23 protein-coding genes are annotated in these 21,799 nt (G+C 57.0%); 4 read left to right on the top strand and 19 right to left on the bottom strand.

What is annotated here, in order from left to right; genetic code table 11:
* Positions 1-56 precede the first annotated feature (56 nt).
* Together JYB85_RS13605 and rimI are read left to right on the top strand one after the other, a co-directional pair.
* Positions 57-353, top strand: coding sequence for a hypothetical protein (locus tag JYB85_RS13605; protein ID WP_207379721.1), 297 nt, complete (start codon positions 57-59; stop codon positions 351-353).
* A complete protein-coding gene (gene rimI / locus JYB85_RS13600) occupies positions 350-793 on the top strand; it encodes a ribosomal protein S18-alanine N-acetyltransferase (protein WP_207379720.1) in 444 nt (147 codons plus the stop codon). Before JYB85_RS13605 ends, rimI begins: the two co-directional genes overlap by 4 nt.
* A gap of 77 nt (positions 794-870) precedes the next feature.
* Here the strand turns inward: rimI and lipA are convergent, their stop codons facing one another.
* The 14 genes from lipA to leuS form a co-directional block, all read right to left on the bottom strand.
* On the bottom strand, positions 871-1,836 hold the full coding sequence (gene lipA / locus JYB85_RS13595) for a lipoyl synthase (protein ID WP_207379719.1): 966 nt from the start codon (positions 1,834-1,836) through the stop codon (positions 871-873).
* Position 1,837: 1 nt separating this feature from the next.
* On the bottom strand, positions 1,838-2,488 hold the full coding sequence (gene lipB / locus JYB85_RS13590) for a lipoyl(octanoyl) transferase LipB (protein WP_207379718.1): 651 nt from the start codon (positions 2,486-2,488) through the stop codon (positions 1,838-1,840).
* Positions 2,489-2,583: 95 nt separating this feature from the next.
* Positions 2,584-2,850 carry a DUF493 family protein YbeD gene (gene ybeD, locus JYB85_RS13585; protein ID WP_207379717.1) on the bottom strand — a complete coding sequence of 89 codons (267 nt, stop codon included), beginning with the start codon at positions 2,848-2,850 and terminating at the stop codon, positions 2,584-2,586.
* A gap of 116 nt (positions 2,851-2,966) precedes the next feature.
* Positions 2,967-4,142 (bottom strand): serine hydrolase, encoded by a 1,176-nt coding sequence (locus JYB85_RS13580; RefSeq protein WP_207379716.1) that lies wholly within the window; start codon positions 4,140-4,142, stop codon positions 2,967-2,969.
* Positions 4,143-4,243: 101 nt separating this feature from the next.
* Positions 4,244-5,041, bottom strand: coding sequence for a septal ring lytic transglycosylase RlpA family protein (locus tag JYB85_RS13575; RefSeq protein WP_207379715.1), 798 nt, complete (start codon positions 5,039-5,041; stop codon positions 4,244-4,246).
* Complete coding sequence (gene mltB, locus JYB85_RS13570; RefSeq protein WP_207382075.1) at positions 5,022-5,975, bottom strand: lytic murein transglycosylase B; 954 nt, start codon at positions 5,973-5,975, stop codon at positions 5,022-5,024. The genes JYB85_RS13575 and mltB overlap by 20 nt, the downstream gene beginning before the upstream one ends.
* A gap of 39 nt (positions 5,976-6,014) precedes the next feature.
* Positions 6,015-7,121, bottom strand: coding sequence for a rod shape-determining protein RodA (rodA, locus tag JYB85_RS13565; RefSeq protein ID WP_207379714.1), 1,107 nt, complete (start codon positions 7,119-7,121; stop codon positions 6,015-6,017).
* Positions 7,114-8,991: a penicillin-binding protein 2 gene (gene mrdA, locus JYB85_RS13560; RefSeq protein ID WP_207379713.1), complete on the bottom strand. Its 1,878-nt coding sequence runs from the start codon at positions 8,989-8,991 to the stop codon at positions 7,114-7,116. Before mrdA ends, rodA begins: the two co-directional genes overlap by 8 nt.
* Positions 8,992-9,014: 23 nt before the next feature.
* The gene (gene rlmH, locus JYB85_RS13555) at positions 9,015-9,485 is read right to left on the bottom strand and encodes a 23S rRNA (pseudouridine(1915)-N(3))-methyltransferase RlmH (protein ID WP_207320500.1); all 471 of its coding nucleotides are present in this window, start codon (positions 9,483-9,485) and stop codon (positions 9,015-9,017) included.
* A complete protein-coding gene (rsfS, locus tag JYB85_RS13550; RefSeq protein ID WP_207320499.1) occupies positions 9,485-9,811 on the bottom strand; it encodes a ribosome silencing factor in 327 nt (108 codons plus the stop codon). The genes rlmH and rsfS overlap by 1 nt, the downstream gene beginning before the upstream one ends.
* Positions 9,812-9,892: 81 nt before the next feature.
* Positions 9,893-10,576 (bottom strand): nicotinate-nucleotide adenylyltransferase, encoded by a 684-nt coding sequence (gene nadD, locus JYB85_RS13545; protein ID WP_207379712.1) that lies wholly within the window; start codon positions 10,574-10,576, stop codon positions 9,893-9,895.
* Entirely contained in the window at positions 10,573-11,601 is a 1,029-nt protein-coding gene (gene holA, locus JYB85_RS13540) for a DNA polymerase III subunit delta (protein ID WP_207379711.1), read from the bottom strand. The genes nadD and holA overlap by 4 nt, the downstream gene beginning before the upstream one ends.
* Positions 11,601-12,089, bottom strand: a complete 489-nt coding sequence (locus JYB85_RS13535) for an LPS-assembly lipoprotein LptE (RefSeq protein WP_207320496.1) — start codon at positions 12,087-12,089, stop codon at positions 11,601-11,603. Before JYB85_RS13535 ends, holA begins: the two co-directional genes overlap by 1 nt.
* A gap of 58 nt (positions 12,090-12,147) precedes the next feature.
* Complete coding sequence (gene leuS / locus JYB85_RS13530; protein ID WP_207379710.1) at positions 12,148-14,739, bottom strand: leucine--tRNA ligase; 2,592 nt, start codon at positions 14,737-14,739, stop codon at positions 12,148-12,150.
* Positions 14,740-14,858: 119 nt separating this feature from the next.
* Here leuS and JYB85_RS13525 point away from each other — a divergent pair, with 119 nt between their 5' ends.
* Both JYB85_RS13525 and JYB85_RS13520 read left to right on the top strand, forming a co-directional pair.
* Entirely contained in the window at positions 14,859-15,359 is a 501-nt protein-coding gene (locus JYB85_RS13525) for a zinc ribbon-containing protein (protein WP_207320494.1), read from the top strand.
* A 127-nt stretch (positions 15,360-15,486) separates the two neighbouring features.
* Entirely contained in the window at positions 15,487-15,987 is a 501-nt protein-coding gene (locus JYB85_RS13520; RefSeq protein ID WP_207379709.1) for a carboxymuconolactone decarboxylase family protein, read from the top strand.
* Positions 15,988-16,064: 77 nt separating this feature from the next.
* Here JYB85_RS13520 and lnt read toward each other — a convergent pair whose 3' ends face one another.
* The 5 genes from lnt to miaB all read right to left on the bottom strand — a co-directional run bounded on the left by lnt (position 16,065) and on the right by miaB (position 21,616).
* The gene (lnt, locus tag JYB85_RS13515) at positions 16,065-17,600 is read right to left on the bottom strand and encodes an apolipoprotein N-acyltransferase (protein WP_207379708.1); all 1,536 of its coding nucleotides are present in this window, start codon (positions 17,598-17,600) and stop codon (positions 16,065-16,067) included.
* Between the two features lie 6 nt (positions 17,601-17,606).
* The gene (gene corC, locus JYB85_RS13510) at positions 17,607-18,485 is read right to left on the bottom strand and encodes a CNNM family magnesium/cobalt transport protein CorC (protein ID WP_207320492.1); all 879 of its coding nucleotides are present in this window, start codon (positions 18,483-18,485) and stop codon (positions 17,607-17,609) included.
* Positions 18,486-18,511: 26 nt separating this feature from the next.
* Entirely contained in the window at positions 18,512-18,973 is a 462-nt protein-coding gene (gene ybeY, locus JYB85_RS13505) for an rRNA maturation RNase YbeY (RefSeq protein WP_207324401.1), read from the bottom strand.
* Positions 18,963-20,003, bottom strand: a complete 1,041-nt coding sequence (locus JYB85_RS13500) for a PhoH family protein (RefSeq protein WP_207320490.1) — start codon at positions 20,001-20,003, stop codon at positions 18,963-18,965. The genes ybeY and JYB85_RS13500 overlap by 11 nt, the downstream gene beginning before the upstream one ends.
* Before the next feature lie 188 nt (positions 20,004-20,191).
* Positions 20,192-21,616, bottom strand: coding sequence for a tRNA (N6-isopentenyl adenosine(37)-C2)-methylthiotransferase MiaB (gene miaB, locus JYB85_RS13495; RefSeq protein ID WP_207324399.1), 1,425 nt, complete (start codon positions 21,614-21,616; stop codon positions 20,192-20,194).
* Positions 21,617-21,799 lie beyond the last annotated feature (183 nt).

Here is a 21,799-nt window from a genome sequence, read left to right as displayed (position 1 = left end):
GACTAAACAGGGTACACTGTAGTCATACTTGCACTGATGCCGGTGATGAACCTTTGATGCAACAATCCGACTTTCTCGATGCCATGGGCATTCGGCGTTGGCGACGTGCCGATGCGCCATCTGAACCGATTGCGACCCTGTCACCCTTGCCGGAACCCTGGCAGCAAGCCATTGATTCTTTGTCCCGTTATCCTGGTGTTACCGGCCGTATTGAGGTGCGGGAGACGGCTGCTGGCCTTGACTGGTTTCAGGATGGCAATTTGCTTGGCAGCAGCCCCAAGGTGGCGCAATTGCGCCAGGGCAGTGAGGGAAAAAGGGCGCTGTGGCGCTTGCTGATGGGAGTTGGTAAATGAGCGATATCATTATGCTGCAGCCGGACAGCGTGGCTGAGATGGCAGTTATCGAAAGCCTGGCACACAGCCACCCCTGGAGCGAGCAGGCACTGGCGGATTGTTTTGGTCCCTTGTATCGGGTCTATGGCTATCAAGACACCGAAGGGCTGCTGGGGTTTGCCATAGTGCAACAGATAGTGGATGAGGTGAGCCTGCTGGACATCTGCGTGCTGCCGAGTCATCAGGGGCAGGGCATTGGGGCCAGATTGCTTGATACCCTGATTGCCGATGCCCAGGATAATCAGGCAAGCGTTATCATGCTGGAGGTTCGCTCGGGTAATCAGACAGCGCTGGAGCTGTATCAACGCCATGGGTTTGTCGAGACTGGACGGCGTAAGGGCTACTATCCGGCGGCTGATGGCCGGGAAGACGCCGTGCTGATGAATTTGCCACTCGCATGAACGCGGCTGGCAGGAAATAAAAACGGCGCCTTGGCGCCGTTTTTATTGTCTCGAAGTCTTACTTTACTTCTTTGTTTTTACTTCACTTCTTTACCTTGGGCCTGGAGATCGGCATGGTAGCTTGAGCGTACCAGGGGACCGCAGGCGGCATGGGTAAAGCCCAGATCTTCGGCGATCAGCTTGAGCTCATCGAACTCCTGCGGGCTGACATAACGCTCGACTGGCAGGTGGAACTTGGAGGGTTGCAGGTATTGGCCCAGGGTCAACATTTCAACCTTGTGCTCACGCAGATCCTTGAGTACCTGAACGATTTCTTCATTGGACTCACCCAGGCCCATCATCAGACCAGACTTGGTCGGAATGTGGGGGTGGCGCTCTTTGAAACGCTTGAGCAGATCCAAAGACCATTGGTAGTTGGCGCCGGGACGGGCCTTGCGGTAATGGGCCGGTGCGGTTTCCAGGTTGTGGTTGAACACATCCGGCGGCTCGGTGGCCAGGATATCCAGTGCGGCGTCAATGCGGCCACGGAAGTCCGGTACCAGGATCTCAATCTTGATATGCGGATTCAGCTTGCGGATTTCACGGATACAGTCGGCAAAGTGCTGGGCACCGCCATCGCGCAGATCGTCGCGATCCACCGAAGTGATCACCACGTACTTGAGCTTCATGTCACGTATGGTTTTGGCCAGCTTCACCGGTTCTTCGGCATCGGGCTTGAGCGGACGACCGTGTGCAACGTCGCAGAAGGGGCAGCGACGGGTACAGATGGCGCCCAGGATCATAAAGGTCGCAGTACCGTGGTTAAAGCATTCGGCGAGGTTGGGGCAAGAAGCCTCTTCACACACGGAATGCAGACCATTGCTGCGCATCGCCTGTTTGATTTCCAGAATACGGTGATTGGAGGCAGGCAGTTTCACCCGCAGCCAATCGGGCTTGCGCAGCATGGTGTCACGCTCGGAAGGCACAACTTTTACCGGAATGCGGGAAACTTTATCGGCGTCACGTAGTTTGACGCCCGGCTGCAATCTTTCGGGTCTGTTCATTTTATTCTGCTAATCCTTGGTGGTGAACCAGGTGCTCATAGCCCAGAAGCTGGCTAAAGGTTTCGATAAGTTGCTCGCCGGCTTCAGTGACTGTCTGAGGCCCGCCAAGCTGTTTACACTGCACCATTTCCAGGCCGGCATAGCCGCAGGGATTGATGCGTCGGAAGGGGGAAATGTCCATGTCGACATTGAGTGCCAGGCCGTGGAAGGAGCACCCCTTGCGGATCCTAAGGCCCAGTGAGGCGACCTTGCGTTCGTCCACGTACACGCCGGGCGCATCGGCCTTGGCATAGGCCTTTACCTCATAACGGGCCAGCATTTCCACTATGCTCTGCTCTATGCTGGTCACCAGTTGACGCACACCTATTTTGAGGCGCTTGATGTCGAGCAGGGGATAAGCCACCAATTGACCGGGGCCGTGATAGGTCACCTGACCGCCTCGGTCGACCTGGATCACCGGGATATCACCGGGATTGAGTATGTGTTCGGCCTTTCCGGCCTGACCCTGAGTGAAAACCGGTGGGTGTTCAACCAACCAGAGTTCATCCTGGCTGTCGCCGTTGCGGTTGTCTGTATATTGTTGCATGGCGTGCCAGACCGATTCGTAGTCTTGGCTACCCAAGTGTCTGATATGCAGAGTTTTGGCTTGCAAGGGCAACGTCTCCCCTCAGTGGATGGTGGCGCTATTATACGCCGTGACCGGGCAAATGTAACACTGAACAGCTCTGTCCTGTCAGGACTGGGGTTTTACAGTACCCGGCGTACGCCATCTACCTCTGCCAGGGCAATATAAAGGGATTCAATGTGTTCTTTACTGGTGACCTTTACCCGCACAGTTACCGACAGGTAGCTGCCCTTGCTGGACATCTTGCTGCTGGGGCTGTAATCACCCGGGGCATGTTGTTGCACAACAGCAACCACACGCTCGGCCAGGGTGTCGCTGGCGTCGCCGACAACCTTGAACGGAAAGCTGCAGGGGAATTCCAGGTATTGGTCAAAGGTGGTGTTTAACATGGATTTACTACTCTGGCTGAAAAACTCAAGCTTAATATGGCGGCTATTATAACCGAATCAAGGGGGGCGATGGGCAAAAAAAATGCCACCCGGAGGTGGCATTTAATTTCAAATGCTTAGCCGAGCCAGCCGGCGATAAGTTGCTTGAAGTAATCCATCAGCTTGCTGAACCAGCTGCCTTCATTGACTTCTTCCAGGGTTACCAGCGGGAATTGGGCTATGTCCTTGCCATCCAGTTGGAAGAAGATCCGCCCCACGGTTTCGCCCTTGGCCAAAGGTGCGCTCAGCTCCTTGGTCAGCTCGAAATTGGCCTGCAGATCTTTACCCTTGCCACGGCTGATGGTGATGGGCGTGTCGGTGGCAAATCCCAGACTGACGGTTTCACGGTCACCGTACCAGATTTTCTGGGTAACGAAGGTATCGCCCGCCTTGTAGGGGCTGATGGTTTCGAAGAACCGGAAACCGTAGTTCAGCAGCTTCTTGCTTTCGGCCTTGCGTGCGGCTTCACTGGCGGTGCCCATAACCACGGAAATCAGGCGCATACCTTCCTGGGTGGCCGAGGCCACCAGGTTGTAACCGGCGCCCGAGGTGTGACCCGTCTTGATCCCGTCCACATTCAGGCTGTTGTCCCACAGCAGACCGTTGCGGTTGTACTGCTTGATACCGTTAAAGGTAAAGGACTTCTCGGAATAGACCTTGTACTCCTCGGGGACATCACGGATAAGCGCCGCGCCGAGCAATGCCATATCGTAGGCCGTGGTCTTGTGGTTGTCCGAATCCAGGCCGTGGGAGTTTTCAAAATAGCTGTCACGCATACCCAGCTGTTTGGCCCAGGAATTCATCAGGTCAACGAAGGCACCTTCGGTCCCGGCGATATGCTCTGCCATGGCAACACAGGCGTCGTTGCCGGACTGGATGATGATGCCGCGATTGAGATCTTCAACCTTGACCGTCTTGCCCACCTCAATAAACATCTTGGAGGAGTCGGGGAAGTTCTTCGACCAGGCGTTCTGGGTCACGGTGACATCGTCCTGGGGACTGATATTGCCGGCCTTGATCTCCTGACCTATCACATAGCTGGTCATCATCTTGGTCAGACTGGCGGGGTTCAGGCTCTCATAGGCATTGTTTTCGGCAATGACCTGACCCGTGTAGTAGTCCATCAGCACAAAAGCCTTGGCGGCCACGGTAGGTGCGTCCGGTACCACCATGGGAGGGGCTGCATGGGCGGAAACAGACACCAGGCCAATAAGAAGCAGCGATTTTGGGGTGAAGCGTTCAAATAATTTCATCGTTAACTACACACGTACTCGGTTGTTTTAGTTAAAGGGACGTAAACTGCCACAGTGTAACACTAATCGACAGACAATTTCCGTGAAGGTTCCTTAATGGATTAGCTTTTAGGCTCGGTGACCAGATAGCCACTGGGGTATCCCTCTGCCTGCACGGTTTGCAGCAGCTGATTGGCCAATCTTTGCTGGCCTATGGGGCCGAGCTGCAGGCGGTACAGTTGCTGCACCTGGACCAGGCGGAAATTGAGCTGATATTTGCGCTGTAACTCCTGTCCCAGTCGCTCCAGCTTGGCCCTGTCTGCCGAGGCCAGCAGCTGGATAAAATAGCTTTGATTGTCAGCCAATTCTGCAAGTGGCAATGCACTTGGCGGTGGAAAGTAAATGGTTTCAATCTGAACTCTGGCGGTCCCAGTTTGCAGCACCCCGAGTTTATGGGCGGCGGCATAGGACAAGTCGATAATACGCCCCTCATGGAACGGGCCTCTGTCGTTGACCCTCACAATGATCTGCTTGCTGTTATCGAGATTGGTCACCCGAACGTAACTTGGCAGCGGCAAGGTTTTGTGGGCCGCCGACATGGAATACATGTCGTAGGTTTCACCGTTGGAAGTGAGGTGGCCATGAAATTTTTGCCCGTACCAGGAGGCGATACCGCTTTGACGGAAATTCTCACCGCTCGGCAGTACCTGATAGGACTTACCCAGCACAGTATAGGGCTTATTGCCCTGGCGGCTGTACGGCTCATACCGCGGATGGGCATCCTCAATCCCGCTGACATCGGGGGCGTTTTTCGGAGCCTCATCCTGGCTCATACTGTAACGGCCCTTGGGCGGGGGGGAGGAACAGGCCTGCAGCAACAGCAGCAGAACCAGCAGCAGATTAACCTTTAAGGCGGGCATCTTTGAGGCGCTCACTGAATTGATATACCGCCATAGCGTACAGCGGACTGCGATTGTAGCGGGTGATCACATAGAAGTTTTCCAACCCCAGCCAGAATTCATCTTCGCTGGCTTGCTCCAGTCTTACCAGCATGGCCTTGCGTGATACATCCAAATCCTGCGCCTTGGCCAGCGCCAGGGAGGGGCTGAGAATATCGGCGGCGGTCAGCGACAGGGGTTCGCCCGCCCAAGGGGCTACCTTGGGTTTGCCCTTATGCCTGAGCTTCAGCGCCACCGGTTCGCCGGCACGCCAGCCGTGGCGGTGGAAGTAGTTGGCCACGCTGCCAATGGCATCATCGGCGTTGCCGAGCAGATCCCGTTTGCCATCCTGGCTGAAGTCCACCGCAAAGTGACGGTAGCTGGAGGGGATAAATTGACCAAAGCCCATGGCGCCGGCGTAGGAGCCCTTGAGCTGGTCGAGATCCAGTCGCTCTTCCATTACCAGGGTCTGCAGGGCGGCAAGCTCCCTGCGGAAAAAGTCGGCCCGCGGCGGATAATGAAAACCCAGGGTATAGAGGGCATCCAGTACAGGGTATTTGCCCATGTTCTGGCCATAGAAGGTTTCAATGCCAATGATGGCCACGATAATCTGTGGCTCGACGCCGTACAAGTGGGCGGCCCTGGCAATACTGGCATCGTGTTCACGCCAGAAATCCAGCCCGGCCTGGAGCCGTTTATCGGTCAGGAAAATCGGATAATACTGATCCCATGGCTTGGCCTCCCAGGGACGGGAGATGGCATCCAGCACCGCCTGATTGAACTGGGCCTTGGCCAGGAATGCCTCGGTGTCGGCCTTGCTGAAGCCCTGCTGTTGCTGGGCTTCAATAAAGGCTTCACGTAAAGGTGGCGGGCTGTCGGCCACGGCACTAAAAGGGGTTATGGCCATCAGGGCCATCAATACTGCGCTGGAACGGCTTATCAAAGTCGCTGCTTCCTATCGGTCGACAAAACGCCTGTGGGTGTGAATGCTCATTAGAATGCCAAATCCCACCATCAATGTCAGCATGGAGGTACCACCATAGCTGATAAGCGGTAAGGGGACTCCCACTACCGGCAATATGCCCGACACCATGCCTATATTCACAAACACATAGACGAAGAAGGTGAGGGTGATGGACCCGGCCAGCAAGCGGGCAAAACTGGTTTGGGCCCGGGAGGCAATGACCAGACCCCGGCCTATGACATACAAGTACATGCAGAGCAGGAACAGTGAGCCTATAAGACCGAATTCTTCGCCTATCACGGCAAAGATAAAGTCGGTGTGGCGCTCGGGCAAAAACTCCAGCTGAGATTGGGTACCTTGCAGCCAGCCCTTGCCCCAGACGCCGCCGGAACCTATGGCGATCTTGGACTGAATAATATGGTAGCCCTTGCCCAGCGGATCGGATTCGGGATCCAGCAGCATCATCACCCTGGCGCGCTGGTAATCGTGCATCAGGAAGTACCAGAGGATGGGAAGGAACATCAGCACAGCAGCGACAAATCCCAGCACTATGTACCAGCTCATGCCCGACAGAAACAGCACGAAGATCCCCGAGGCGGCCACCAGAATAGAGGTGCCGAGATCCGGCTGTTTGGCGATAAGCAGGGTGGGGATAAGCAATATCACCCCGGCCGCCGCCAGGTAGCGTTTCTTCGGCGGCAGCGGAAACTTACTGATAAACCAGGCCATGGTGATGGGGAAGGCCAGTTTTATCAGCTCTGAAGGCTGGAATTCCATAAAGCCCAGGTTGAGCCAGCGGCGGGCACCCTTGTTGATTTCACCAAAAAAGGCCACCCCCAGCAATAGAATCACCCCTGCGATATAGATGGGCAGAGCCCAACGGCGAAACACCTCGGGATTGATCTGTGCTACCACCAGCATGATCAGTAGCGACAGCCCCATACGCACTAACTGCCGCTCCATCATACCCATGTCTTCACCGCTGGCAGAGTAGATGACCACCAGGCCAAAGCCCATCAGCGCCAGCAAGCCCAGCAGCAATGGCAGGTCTAAATGCAAGCGCAGCCAGATATTTTTGCGACTGTGTTGGCTATTCATGGCTTACCTTCCCGCTTGGCTTTAATTCCCATTTATCCCTGAGCATGAATTCATCCAGCATGGCCCGGGCCACGGGGCCGGCGTTCAGGCCGCCCCAGCCGGCGTTTTCCATCACTATGGCGAGTACGATTTTGGGGTTCTCGAATGGTGCGTAGGCGACTACCAAGGCGTTGTCGCGCAGGTGCTCCTGAACCTTTTCTGCATCGTATTTTTCATCTTGGGCCACGCTGTACACCTGGGCCGTGCCGGTTTTCATCGCTGCCGTGTAGGGGGCATCGGCAAAGCGTGATTTCATGGCGGTCTGGCGCATGGCCTCATTGATAATGTCCCAATTGCGGGCATTGCGCAGCTCTATGGGGGGCTGTTCATCCACCGGGTTGTTGATAAGCGCAGTACTGTCCTTGATAGACTTGAGCAAATGGGGCGTGAAACGTTTGCCGTGGTTGGCCATGATGGTGGCGGCATTGGCCAGCTGCAAGGGCGTGGTGGTCCAGTATCCCTGGCCAATACCAATGGAGATGGTGTCGCCTATGTACCAGGGTTGGTTATAGCGCATCCGCTTCCAGTCTTTGGACGGCATGATGCCGGCAGATTCTTCAAACAGGTCTATACCGCTGCTCTGGCCAAAGCCGAATTGCTCCATAAAGCGCGATACCTCATCGATACCAATTTTGTACACCAGATCATAAAAGAAGATGTCACAGGATTCGCTGATGGCGTGGTAGACATCGACCCAGCCGTGGCCCCACTTTTTCCAATCGCGGTATTTACGTTCCACGCCGGGAATTTGCCAGAAGCCCGGGTCCCAGACGCGGGTCTTTTCACTGATGGCGTTGAGCTCCAGGCCCAGCAGTGCCATGTGCGGCTTGATGGTGGAGGCCGGGGAATACAGGCCCTGGGTGGCGCGGTTGATCAGTGGCCGGGATTTGTCGTTCAGCAGGTCGCTGTAGGCCTTGCCGCTGATGCCGTAAACAAAGGGATTGGGATCGTAGCTGGGGCTCGACACCATGGCCAGCACACCGCCGTCATTGGGGTCGATGGCGACTATGGAACCGCGCTTTCCGGCCAGTAGCTCCATGGCTTTCTTTTGCAGCCCTATGTCCAGGGTCAGATAAATATCCTGGCCCGGTTCCGGAGGTACCTGCTTGAGTACCCGTATGGTGCGGCCACGGTTATTGACCTCTTCCTCCAGGTGGCCGGGTGCACCATGGAGCAGATTTTCGTAAAATTTCTCGACGCCTTGCTTACCTATGTCCTTGGTGGCAGCGTAGTTCTGCCATTGATCGCTGCGCTCCAGTGCCTGGCGATCCTTGGTGTTGATCTTGCCCACATGACCGAGCACATGGGTCAGCAATTCAGCGTGGGGGTAGTGCCGCTTGAGGCCGGCCTCCACCTGAATGCCGGGAAACCTGTGCTGATTGACGCTGAAAATGGCCACTTCTTCCTCTGTGAGGCGATTCTTCAGGGTAAGTGGCTTGAAGCGGCGATGGAATTTGAGCGCCTCGAGGAAGGTGTCCCGCTCCTCATCGGACAGGGATATGACGTCTTTAAGATCATCCAGTACTGCCGGGATGTCTTTCACCTTTTCCGGGATCAGCTCCAGGGAATAGAAGGGTTGGTTTTCCGCCAGCAGCACGCCATTGCGGTCATAGATGAGACCGCGGCTCGGCGCTACCGGTACCACGCGGATGCGGTTCTCGTTGGAGCGCGTGGCGTAGTCGCTGAAGGAGGTGACCTGCAAATGATGCAGGTTGGCCACCAATACACTCAGCAGCACCACCACACAGCAGAAAGTGAACAGGGCGCGACGTTTGAACAGTGACGCCTCGGCGGCGTGATCGTGCATGGTTATCCGCTTTCTGGGGGACACTCGCGGGGCTCCTGAACTGTGACTTATTCCCTGTGATAGGGGTGGTTGTTATTGATACTCCAGGCGCGATACAGGCTCTCGGCGACCACCACCCGCACCAGAGGATGGGGTAAGGTCAGCGCCGACAGGCACCAACTCTGGCCTGCGGCCTGTTTGCACTCCGGTGACAGACCTTCGGGGCCGCCTATCAGCAGGCTGACATCCCGGCCATCAAGTTGCCATCTTGAAAGCTCCCTGGCAAGCTCCGGCGTGGTCCAGTTTTTACCGGGCAGATCCAGGGAGACTATATGGTTGCCCTTGGGAATGGCTGCCAGCATGGCCTCGCCTTCCTTTTGCAGTATCCGGGCTATGTCGGCATTCTTGCCCCTTTTGCCGGCGGGAATTTCCACCAGCTCCAGGGCCATGTCCCGCGGGAAACGCCTTTGGTATTCCTCGAAACCGCGACTGACCCAGTCCGGCATCTTGGTTCCCACGGCAACCAGTTGCAGCTTCATCAGGCGTGTTCTTGCCAGAGCTTTTCCAGCTGGTAGAAGTCGCGGGTTTGATCCTGCATTACGTGCAGTATCACATCACCCAGATCCACCAGAACCCATTCGCTGGCATCGCGACCTTCGCTGCCCAGAATGTTGAGACCGGCCTGTTTGGCTTCGGTGATCAGATTTTCGGCGATGGCGCGGACATGGGTCTTGGAGGTGCCGGAACAAATCACCATGAAATCCGTGATATTGGATTGCTTGCTGACGTCGAGTACCACTACGTCACGGGCCTTCAAATCATCGATTTTATCGACCACAAATTGCTTCAGTTCTGCGCTCTGCACGCCTAATACCTCATGAGTTTAAAAAACAGCGCGCCAGTATAGCAGCCTTGGGGGCGGGAATACACTCCGGCTTGGGGCGGATCAGCGGTGGCGGTAGAGCCTGTGGTGGCGGATATAGTCGCCAACCGCCTTGGGCATGGCACCATCTGGCAGCTCGCCGTGCCGGAGCGCGGCGCGGATCTCGGTGGAAGACCAGGACTGCTCTGTGATGGGCACTTCGATAACCGCGCCGCAGTCTGCCTGTGGCAAGCCGGCTTCGGCCTTTTGGCCCCGGGCCTGCAGCTGCGCCATCATGGGCTGGGCTTCATCGAGCTGCCAGCCTGGGCGCTCGCACAGGATCAGGTGACAGAGGTCAAACAGCGACTGCCAGCGGTGCCATTGGGGCAGGCTCAGAAAGGAGTCCATGCCCATGATGAAGTAAAAGCGGCAATCCGGGTGCTTGTGGCGCAGGCGCTCCAGGGTATCGACTGTGTAACTGGGGCTGGTGCGCTCCAACTCGATGGTGCAGGGACTGAGCCGGGTATTGTCACCGCACAGCAAAGACACCATGTCCAGGCGCTGACCGGCACTGGCGTGGGTGCCTGCCTTGTGGGGCGGAATATGGTTTGGCAGCAGCCAGATTGAGTCCAGTGGCAGCTGGGCCAGAATTTCCTGCAGCGGCAGCAGATGGCCGTGGTGCGGGGGATCGAAGGTGCCACCCAGCAGACCTATGTGGCGGATTGGGGGACGGACTCTCTGATTATCGAGTGTTTGCTGCTGGCTCATAGACCCAGGTGTCCAAGGGTCGCGTGGGCGGCGGGGTCAAACAGCAGGCACAGGTGGCTGATCCCGGTCCAGTCCTCTTCTCCCCGTTGCTTGAGTTTCAGCTCAATGGCCCCGGCCATGGCCAGCATATGTTCAAGCTGGGTAAGCTCCAGGCGCTTGAGGCTGGCCTCATACAGGGGCTGGCGTTTGTCCCAGATCCGATACTTGCTCCACAGCGGCTGCAATGGTTCGCGGCGCTGGCGCGCCCCCTGTAATGCCACCAGGGTGGTCAGTTCCCGGAACAGGGCCCAGAGCACAATCGGCAGGGCCGTGCCTTCGGCCTTCAGCTGCGCCAGCATGTGCTGCACCCGGGCCTGTTGATTGCCAAGCAGGGCATCGCCCAGCTGAAACACGGTGAAGCGGGATTGATCGTCAAAGTACTGCTCCAGCTCGGCGGCCTCGATGCGCCTTCCCGGGCTCAGCAGCGCCAGCAGCTGCATGGCCTGATCCGCTGCCAGCAAATTGCCTTCGTACAGGCTCAGCAGCAGGGTGCGGGCATCCGGAGACAGGCTCAGTCTGTGGGCCTGGGTCCGGCCGTCAAGCCAGCGCTGAAACTGTGGCCCTTCCGGTGTCAGGCAGGGCAGGTAAATGCAGGCACTGTCGAGGGCCTTGAACCATTTGCTGTTGGTCTGCTCCGCCGCCAGTTTGGGGCCGCGCAGCAGCAGTAAAATATCGGGATTGGGAGCTTGCAGCAGGCTCAGCAGCATGGCGCTGCCTTCGCTGCCGGGTTTGGCCTGGGGCAGGTGCAGCTCTATGATGCGGCGGCTGGCGAACAGGCTCATGGCCTGCCATTCGTTGGCCAGCTCCTGCCAATTGAAGCTGTTATCCTGCTCCAGTTGTACCCGCTCCTCAAAGCCCTGCTGGCGGGCGGCGGCCAGCAGCTGATCCTTGCAGTGTTCCTGCAACCAGGGATCGTCGCCAAACAGCAGATAGCACTGGGCCAATTGGCCCAGATGGCGGTGCAGTTGATCAGGATAGACCCGCATCAACGGATCTCTGTGGTGGCCAGGGTCTGGATCAGACTGTCGGCGGCCTGCAGGCGCATCTCCCGCAGCAGCATCTCCATCTCGCGGCTCTTGGCCAGGGCGGTGCGGGGATCGTCGAGGTAGTCGCGGCGGATCTCGACGCTGAAAGGCTGGGCCTCTTTACCCGGCATGCGCACGGCGAAATCCACATGGTAAATCAATTCGTACTCGGCCACGTTGCCGGTGGGATACAGCGACAGTGTGGTGCGGGACAGCGAGTCTTTCAGTAACCTGACGGCCGGGATCTGCTCGCTGCTTGCCACCAACTTGACTCCGGACAGACGCAAGCGCTCCTTCACCAAACGGGTCAACTCACTGTATTCATCACCGCTGTCGACGCTGAGGGTGTTGAGCTCGGCGGGCATGGAGTAACTGCCTTGCAGCTTGAAGCCACAACCTGCGAGCAACAGGCTCAGGGACAGGATGACAAGGGTAAAGACTCGGGTCATGGATTTATCCTTGGATGCAGAAGGAAAACCCGCCAGGGGCGGGTTTTCACGGGGGCTATCAGTTGGCAACTATGTTCAGCAGTTTGCCCGGCACATAGATAACCTTGCGAACGGTCAGGCCGTCGGTGTGCTTGCGCACCGCATCTTCGGCCAGGCCCAGGGCTTCTACCTGCTCCTTGGTGGCATCGGCTGCAACGGTCAGTTTGGCGCGTACCTTGCCGTTCACCTGTACCACCACCAGCTTGCTGTCTTCCACGAGGGCGCTGTCATCGGCCACAGGCCAACCGGCGTCCTCGATGTCAGTGCTGTTGCCGAGCGCCTGCCACAGGTTGAAACACACGTGCGGGGCTATGGGGTACAGCAGGCGTACCACGGCGGACAGGGCTTCGTTCATCAGCGCCTTGTCCTGAGCCGAGTCAAGCGGTGCCTTTTGCAGGTGGTTCATCAGCTCCATCACGGCGGCAACGGCGGTGTTGAACATCTGACGGCGACCAATGTCGTCACCTACCTTGGCTATGGTCTTGTGCAGTTCGCGGCGCAGTGCTTTTTGATCGGCACTGAGGCTCGCCACGTCCAGGGCTTCGGTAGCGGGTGAGGCCACGTACTCGCTGGCCAGCTTCCACAGGCGCTTGATAAAGCGATGGGCACCCTCAACGCCGGACTCCTGCCACTCCAGGGTCAGTTCCGGTGGCGAGGCGAACATCATGAACAGACGCACTGTGTCGGCGCCGTATTTTTCCACCATTACCTGGGGATCGATACCGTTGTTCTTGGACTTGGACATCTTGCTCATGCCTGTGTACACCAGCTCATGACCTTCGTTGTCCACGGCCTTGGTGATCCGGCCCTTGTCGTCCTTCTCCACCACGGTCACGTCCAGAGGCGATACCCAGACGCGGGCGCCCTTGTCGTTGTTGTAGTAGAAGGCATCGGCCAGCACCATGCCCTGGGTCAGCAGTCGCTTGGCGGGCTCGTTGGAGTTCACCAGGCCGGCATCGCGCAGCAGCTTGTGGAAGAAGCGGAAATACAAGAGGTGCATACAGGCGTGTTCGATACCGCCTATGTACTGATCTACCGGCAGCCAGTAGTTGGCCTTGGCGGGATCCAGCATTTCATTGGCCTTGGGCGAGCAGTAGCGGGCGTAGTACCAGGATGACTCCATAAAGGTGTCGAAGGTGTCGGTTTCCCGCAGCGCGGCCTGGCCGTTAACGCTGGTCTTGGCCCATTCCTTGTCTGCCTTGATGGGGCTCTGCACACCATCCATGACTACGTCTTCGGGCAGGATCACCGGCAGTTGTTCTGCAGGAGTTGGCATCACAGTGCCGTCTTCCAGGGTGACCATGGGGATAGGGGCGCCCCAGTAACGCTGACGGCTTACGCCCCAGTCGCGCAGGCGGAAGTTAACCTGACGCTTGCCTTTACCTTCGGCGGCCAGCTTGGTCGCGATGGCATTGAAGGCGGCGTCGAAGTCCAGGCCATCCAGCTCTGGGAATGAGTCGCCCGAGTTGAACAGCACACCCTTCTCGGTATAGGCGGCTTCGGAAATATCCAGTTCACCTTCAAGGGGTTTGATCACCGCCTTGATGTCGAGGCCGTATTTTTTGGCAAATTCGTAGTCGCGCTGATCGTGGCCCGGAACCGACATTACGGCGCCGGTGCCATAGTTCATCAGTACGAAGTTGGCGGCCCACACGGGCACCTTGTCACCGGTCAGTGGGTGAATGGCGTACAGGCCGGTGGCCACGCCCTTCTTCTCCATGGTGGCCAACTCGGCCTCTGAGGTGCCGCTGTGCTTGCACTCGTCCACGAAGGCGGCCAGCTCAGGATTGTTCAGGGCGGCTTTTTCGGCCAGCGGGTGACCGGCGGCTATGGCCACATAGGTCACGCCCATGACTGTGTCGGGGCGGGTGGTATAGATATCGAAACTGTCGTCGGAATCGGCGACCTTGAAGGTCATTTCCACGCCTTCGGAGCGGCCAATCCAGTTGCGCTGCATGGTCTTGACCTGTTCGGGCCAGCCTTCCAGCGTGTCTATGTCATTGAGCAGCTCTTCGGCATAGGCGGTGATCTTGATAAACCACTGGGGAATTTCTTTTTGCTCCACCGGAGTGTCGCAGCGCCAGCAGCAACCGTCCTGCACCTGCTCGTTGGCCAGTACCGTTTGATCGTTCGGGCACCAGTTCACCGCGGCGGTCTTCTTGTACACCAGGCCTTTTTCGTACAGCTTGGTGAAGAACCATTGTTCCCAGCGGTAATACTCAGGGGTACAGGTGGCGATTTCACGGCTCCAGTCGTAGCCAAAACCCAGCATTTTCAGCTGGTTCTTCATGTAGTCTATGTTTTCATAGGTCCATGGGGCCGGGGCGGTGGCATTCTTGATGGCGGCGTTTTCGGCAGGCAGACCGAAGGCGTCCCAACCGATTGGCTGGAGCACGTTTTTACCCTGCAGACGCTGGAAGCGGGCAACCACATCACCTATGGTGTAGTTGCGCACGTGACCCATATGCAGTCGGCCTGAAGGGTAAGGGAACATGGAGAGGCAGTAGAACTTCTCTTTATTCGGGTCTTCAGTGACTTCAAAGGTTTTGTTTTCGGCCCAGTGCTTTTGCACCAAGGCCTCGATTTCTGAGGGATTATATTGCTCTTGCATCAACTTTTTCCGGCAATGCCGCCTATTATTTGATCATGCGCTTAGTCCGCGCCGCGGGATCTGCATAGAATAAACCAGAAGAGCCGCATTAAAAAGGTTCCCTTGAAGGAGTATTGAGCATGAGCAACAGAAGTTCGCAACTACTGGCACAGTATCAGATATTGATTGACGATCTGAAACGGCGATTCGCGGAAAATCCGGACCTGAATGCCAAGCATCTTTATCAGCAACTTACCGCAGGGGATGCCTTCAGCCAATTGCGCGACGAGATAAGCGACAAGGAAGCCGAGCTGGTGCTGGAGTTCCTCAAACGGGACATAGCGGCCTTCCTGCAGGAGCACAATGCCGAGTCGCTGAGCCACAGTCCCTCTGTTATCGCCCTGGAAAACACCCTTTGGCATTGGCTCGGTGAAATTACCGACCGCAGCCAGGTGGAATGGCATGAACTGGCACAGGATTTTAAACACCACGGCTACTACCAGAGCGGCGAAATTATCAGTCAGGGCAGGTTGGTTTGCACCAGCTGTGGCCACGGCATGGACATTAATTTCCCGTCGGTGATCCCCGACTGCCCTGAATGTGACAACGACGAGTTCATCCGAGAGGCCCTGACACCCTAATCCTCAGCGCCCTGGCCCCGGACTAACGGCACAGGGCGTCTTTCGGCGCCCTGGATGTCGCAAAAATACAATTTTCCTGCCTTTTGCCTTGGCAGTATGTGCTCAGTCATAACGAAAGGAGCACATGATGCAAGACACTCAATTTGATACCACTGTGGCCGTAGAGGCAAAATTGCACGGCGAATGGCTGCCACGGATGCAGGTATTTCAGCAACAACCCGAATTGCCGCGGGCCTTGATAAGCCTTGGCGAGTCGGCCGCCAAAACGTTTGACCCCAAGCTGGTGGAACTCGTCAAGCTCAGGGCGTCGCAGCTTAACGGTTGTGCCTTTTGTTTGCGGATGCATGCCGAGGAGGCGCGCCAACTTGGCGAAGCCCAGCACAGGCTGGATTTGCTCAGCGCCTGGCGTGAGAGCCAGGTATTTTCAGCACGGGAGCGTGCGGCGCTGCATTGGACCGAGGCACTGACCAAGCTGATCACGGGCCCGGTAACCGCCGAGGATATAGCCAAGGTGCGCGCCCAGTTCAGTGACGAGGAGATAGTTGACCTGTCCGCCACCATAGCCACCATCAATGCCTGGAACCGTATTGCCGCCAGTTTTCACTTTACCCCCGAGGTGCCTGTATAAGGCCTGGCGTTATCACGGTGATGAACCAAGAAAGTAAAAAAGACGCCCGGAGGCGTCTTTTTTACTGCTGATTTGTTTCAACGGCGTCGATAACTCAGCCCGATTCCTGCTAACAACAGCAGTGACATCAGGGCGAGCACCGGAGCGTGGCCAAAACGGGCAAACAGGGTTTGTCCCTTTACCAGGGGCACCTCTGCCTTGAGCACAGCAGCCTCAAATTGGGGCAACTGCTTCACCATTTTGCCATGTTCATCCACCACGGCGGTGACGCCATTATTGGTGGCCCGCAGCAGCGGCCGCCCCAGCTCAATGGCGCGCATTCTGGCGATCTCCATGTGTTGCAGCGGTCCATTGGACTCACCGAACCAGGCGTCGTTGGAGACTGTCAGCAGCAAGTCCGTTTGTTCGCTGAAGTTGGCCCTGAGCTGCTCGGGGAAGGCGATTTCGTAACAGATGGCCGGCGCCAGGCGATACCCCACGGCCTGCAGATTGGGCTGAATAAAGTCACCGCGGTTGAAGGACGACATCGGCAGGTTGAACAAAGGTGCCAGGGGCCGCAGCAGATCTTCAAAGGGCACAAACTCGCCTATGGGCAGCAGGTGATGTTTGCGATAATCGTTGCCGTCACCGATTTGGTAATCCGGTGCATCCTGCTGTTTGTTGAAATGATTACCCAGCACTATCAGCGAGTTGTAAAACTCTTGCTCCGGATGGCTGATGATGCCCGTGATGATCGCCGTGTCTGTCAGATTGGCGGCGCGGTTGGCATTGTCGAGAAAATCGCTCACCACATTTTCCCAAATAGGCACCGCGGCTTCGGGCCAGACCACGATATCAACGTCAAAATTCGGCCGGGTCATGTCCAGGTGCTTGAGCAGAGATGGCCACAAGGTTTCTTTCTGCCATTTCATGCTCTGGGGAATATTGCCCTGTACCAAGAGCACCTTGACGCTTTCATCCCGGGACTGGATTGGGCTGAAGGTCTGGGCTGCCCAGGTTGCCAGCGCCAGCAGCGGCAGCAGGGCAAGCAGTGGCAGTCGTTTACCTTCGACAAACAGCAGCAGGGCACCGACGCACATCATCAGCAGCAGGCTAAGCCCCTCTACCCCAATCACGCTGGCAAGGGGGGCCAGCGGGCCATCTGTCTGGCTGTACCCGGCGAGCAGCCAGGGAAATCCCGTCATAACGGAGCCGCGGCCAAGCTCGGCCAGCAACCACAACGCCGGAAACAAGCCCACGAGGTCAAAGTAAGAGCGGCCGGATTTCAGTTTGGCAAAGGCGGCTCCCACCAGGGCAGGATACAGCGCCAGGTAGAAGGCCAGCAGGGCCATCAGTCCCAGGGACACCGGCAGTGGCAAGCCGCCATACCTGTCTATGCTCACATGCACCCAGCTGATGCCAAAAACAAAGGCACCAAAGCCGAAGCTCAGCCAGTGGCGGAAGGCGGCGGCGGGGCCAAGCTGCCGGCCTAACCAGAGGCAAAAGGCCAAGGCCAGGGGATAAAAAGGCCACAGACCATAGGGGGCAAAGGCTAGGGCGGTACTGGCCCCCGCCAGGAAGGCGAGGGGCAGGCGTATCCGCGATTGGCGGACGGTGTCAACTAAGGGACTCAATTGGAATTAACTTTCCGTGACTTCGGCTTGCTGGGGATCGGGCAGTTTAACCCGCAATTGGATAAGACGGCGGGTGTCGGCATTGATCACCTTGAATTCGATGCCGTTGATCACCACTCTTTCATTGCGCTCCGGCAGATGCCCAAAGGCGTGGGCAACCATACCACCTACTGTGTCGAATTCCTCGTCACTGAAATGGGTGCCGAATTCGTCATTGAAATCTTCGATGGGGGTCAAAGCCTTCACCAGGTAGACGGTATTGCCGACCTTGCGAATTTCGGTCTCTTCGACGCTGTCATGGTCAAACTCGTCTTCAATCTCGCCGACGATTTCTTCCAATATGTCTTCAATGGTGACCAGACCGGAAACGCCACCGTACTCATCGACCACTATGGCCATATGGTAACGCTGGGAGCGGAATTCTTTCAGCAGCACATCAACCCGCTTGCTCTCGGGAACCACCACGGCGGGGCGGATCACCTTGTCGAGGGAGAAGGGCACTTCGCTGTTGTTGAAGCCGTATTGCAGCAAATCTTTGGCCAGCAATATGCCTTCGACGTGGTCCTTGTCTTCGTTGACCACGGGGAAACGGGAGTGGGCCGAACTGATTACCGTCGCCAGCAGCTCTTCCACTGTGCTGTCGACCTTCAGGGCCACAATCTGGGATCTGGGGATCATAATGTCCCGCACTCGCAGATCGGATACCTCTAAAACACCTTTAATCATCTCGCGGGTATCTTCGGTGATGAGATCACGTTGCTCGGCATCGTGGATCACTTCCACCAGTTCATCGCGATTTTGAGGTTCGCCCTGGAACAACTGGCTGAAACGTTCCAGCCAACCTTTCTTGTGGGCGTTGGTACTCGGGGGGATATCGTCACTCATAGTGTTTTCTTCGGCAACTGGGCCGATTATAGCTCCTGGTAAGGGTCAGCAAAGCCAAGGCCCTGAAGCAGCTCTGTTTCCAGTGCTTCCATTTCTTCGGCCTCGGCGTCTTCAATATGGTCATAACCTAGCAGATGCAGGCAACCATGTACAACCATGTGAGCCCAATGGGCTTCCAAGGTTTTGTGTTGTTCAGCCGCCTCATTCTCGACGACCTCGGCGCAAATGACAAGATCGCCAAGCAGTGGCAGTTCCACACCCGGCGGTGCTTCGAACGGAAAAGACAACACATTGGTGGGTTTGTCCTTGCCGCGGTAGCTGTGATTAAGGCTGCGGCTTTCGTCACTGTCCACCAAACGAATGGTCAGTTCGGCCTGGGGCAGTGTGTTGCCAAGGGCGGTGCGAACCCAGAGTTCAAACTGGGCTTCGCTCGGTACTTGCTTGCTGGTGCAGGCGTTTTGCAGATCCAATTCCAACTCAAGACTCATTTTGACCGGGCTCCGTTAGCAGATTGTCCTTGCGGTCCTTGATGGCCTGCATTTTCTGCTCGTGTTCTTCGTAGGCCTCAACGATGCGGGCCACCACGGGGTGGCGCACCACGTCCTTGGATTGGAAGAAGTTGAAACTGATTTCGTCCACATCGCCCAGCACTTCGATGGCGTGGCGCAGGCCGGATTTTTGGCTGCGGGGCAAGTCCACCTGGGTGATGTCACCTGTGATCACTGCCTTGGAGTTAAAGCCGATACGGGTCAGGAACATCTTCATCTGCTCCACCGTGGTGTTCTGGCTTTCATCCAGGATCACAAAGGCATCGTTGAGGGTGCGGCCGCGCATATAGGCCAGCGGTGCAATCTCAATCACGCTGCGCTCAATCAGGCGCTCCACCTTTTCAAAACCGAGCATTTCAAACAGGGCATCATACAGAGGGCGCAGATAGGGATCGACCTTCTGACTCAGATCGCCGGGCAGGAAGCCGAGCTTCTCACCAGCTTCCACCGCAGGGCGGGTCAGCAATATGCGGCGCACTTCCTGGCGCTCCAGCGCATCCACGGCGGCTGCCACCGCCAGATAGGTCTTGCCGGTACCGGCCGGGCCTATGCCGAAGGTGATATCGTGGCGCACTATGTTGGCCACGTACTGGGTCTGGTTGGGATTGCGCGGCTTGACCACACCACGGCGGGTCTTGATGTAGTGTTCCCGGGCCTCGTCCGAGTTGTCTTCGGCCTCCAGGGCTATGGCTTCCTGGATGGCGATGTGCACTTTCTCCGGCTCAAGATCCGGAGTGCTGCCCTTGACCGGGGCGGTTTCCACATACAAGGACTTGAGCAGATTGTTGGCGGTCAGACAGTTGCGCGGCAGGCCGACAATCTGGAAGTGGTTGTTGCGGTAGCTTATCTCCACGCCGATGCGGCGCTCGAGTTGCTTGAGGTTATCATCAAAGGGGCCACAGAGGGATGCCAAACGGCGGCTGTCTGCCGGCTCCAGATACAGATTCATTGTAGTGAGTTTACTGGCCAAATATTGCTCCGGCTCTTGATAAGGTTGAGTTCGCGACCACCTCGGGTGGCAATGCAGGTCTATGCCAAATATACCGCTTTTTGCCCCGGCCATGCAAAGCGCCATGTTAAGCAAAGGGCGGCCTTGGGCCGCCCTGGGATTTGACTTGGGTGCGGGATGAGGTCGCACCCGATGTGGCTATTGCTTTATCAAGGGATAAACTTGCTTACGCCCAGGGCATCGTCCTGCTGGCGTTTGGCCAATATGTCTTCCGGACGCAGGCTGCGACGCAGATCCATTTCATCCTCACCGCGGATAAACTTGCCGCGCAGGGAGTTGGTGTAGACATCAACGATTTCCACATCGACAAAGCTGCCTATGTGCTTGGGTTGACCTTCGAAGTTCACCACCCGGTTGTTTTCGGTGCGGCCACGCAGTTCCATGGGGTTCTTCACCGAAGGGCCTTCCACCAGGATGCGCTGCACAGTGCCCAGCATCTGGCGGCTGTAGCGCATGGCCTGGTTGGTGATCTTGTCCTGCAGCTGTGCCAGACGCTGTTTCTTCTCTTCCATATCGACATCATCCGGCAGATCCGCTGCCGGGGTACCGGGACGGGCGCTGTAGATAAAGCTGAAGCTGTGGTCGAAGCCCACATCCTCAATCAACTTCATGGTGTCGTTGAAGTCATCCTGGGTTTCACCGGGGAAACCTATGATGAAGTCCGAGCTAATCTGAATGTCCGGACGTGCCTTGCGCAGGCGGCGGATGATGGACTTGTATTCAATGGCCATGTGGCCGCGCTTCATGGCGGTGAGGATGCGATCCGAACCCGATTGCACCGGCAGGTGCAGGAAGCTCACCAGCTCAGGGGTGTCCTCGTAGACATCTATGATGTCCTGAGTGAATTCAATCGGATGGCTGGTGGTGAAGCGCAGGCGGTCGATACCGTCAATGGCGGCGACGTAGCGCAGCAGTTCGGCAAAGCTGCAAATCTCGCCATCATGCTTGGCACCGCGATAGGCGTTAACGTTCTGACCCAGCAGGTTGACTTCACGTACCCCTTGTTCCGCCAGTTGAGCGATTTCAAGGATGATGTCGTCCATGGGGCGACTCACTTCCTCGCCTCGGGTGTAGGGCACCACGCAGAAAGAGCAGTACTTGCTGCAACCTTCCATGATGGATACGAAGGCGGTGGGGCCTTCGGCGCGGGGCTCGGGCAGGCGATCGAACTTTTCAATCTCGGGGAAGGAGATGTCGATTACCGCCTTGTCGCCATTGCGGACCTGTTCAATCATGTCGGGCAGGCGGTGCAGGGTCTGGGGACCGAAGACTATATCCACACATTGGGCCCTGTCCTTGATGGCCTTGCCTTCCTGGGAGGCAACGCAACCGCCGACACCGATAATCAGGTTGGGGTTCTTGTCCTTCAGGGTCTTCCAGCGACCCAATTGGTGAAACACCTTCTCCTGCGCTTTTTCGCGAATGGAACAGGTATTGAGCAGCAGAATATCTGCCTCCTCGGCCTCTTCGGTCAAGGTGTAGCCCTGATATTCGCCAAGCAGATCGGCCATCTTGGATGAATCGTATTCGTTCATCTGACAGCCCCAGGTTTTGATATGGAGTTTCTTACTCATCGGTGCGTCGCTCTAGGAACCCATGGGAAAAATAGCGCGACATTTTACCCCCTGCGCCCGGTCATGGCTAGGCGCAGGGGGTAAATAGTATGAATTATGATCCTGCCGGGGGCTGGTCTCGTCGACCTTGGCCGGCAAAAGCCATCAAGACTCAAGGGCTTGTCAGTCGGCAATACCCACAGT

The sequence above is a fragment of the Shewanella sedimentimangrovi genome (assembly GCF_017354965.1).
Taxonomy (GTDB): domain Bacteria; phylum Pseudomonadota; class Gammaproteobacteria; order Enterobacterales; family Shewanellaceae; genus Shewanella; species Shewanella cyperi.
Note: the sequence above shows the minus strand (reverse complement) of the source record. Positions and strands in the feature narration are given on the sequence as shown.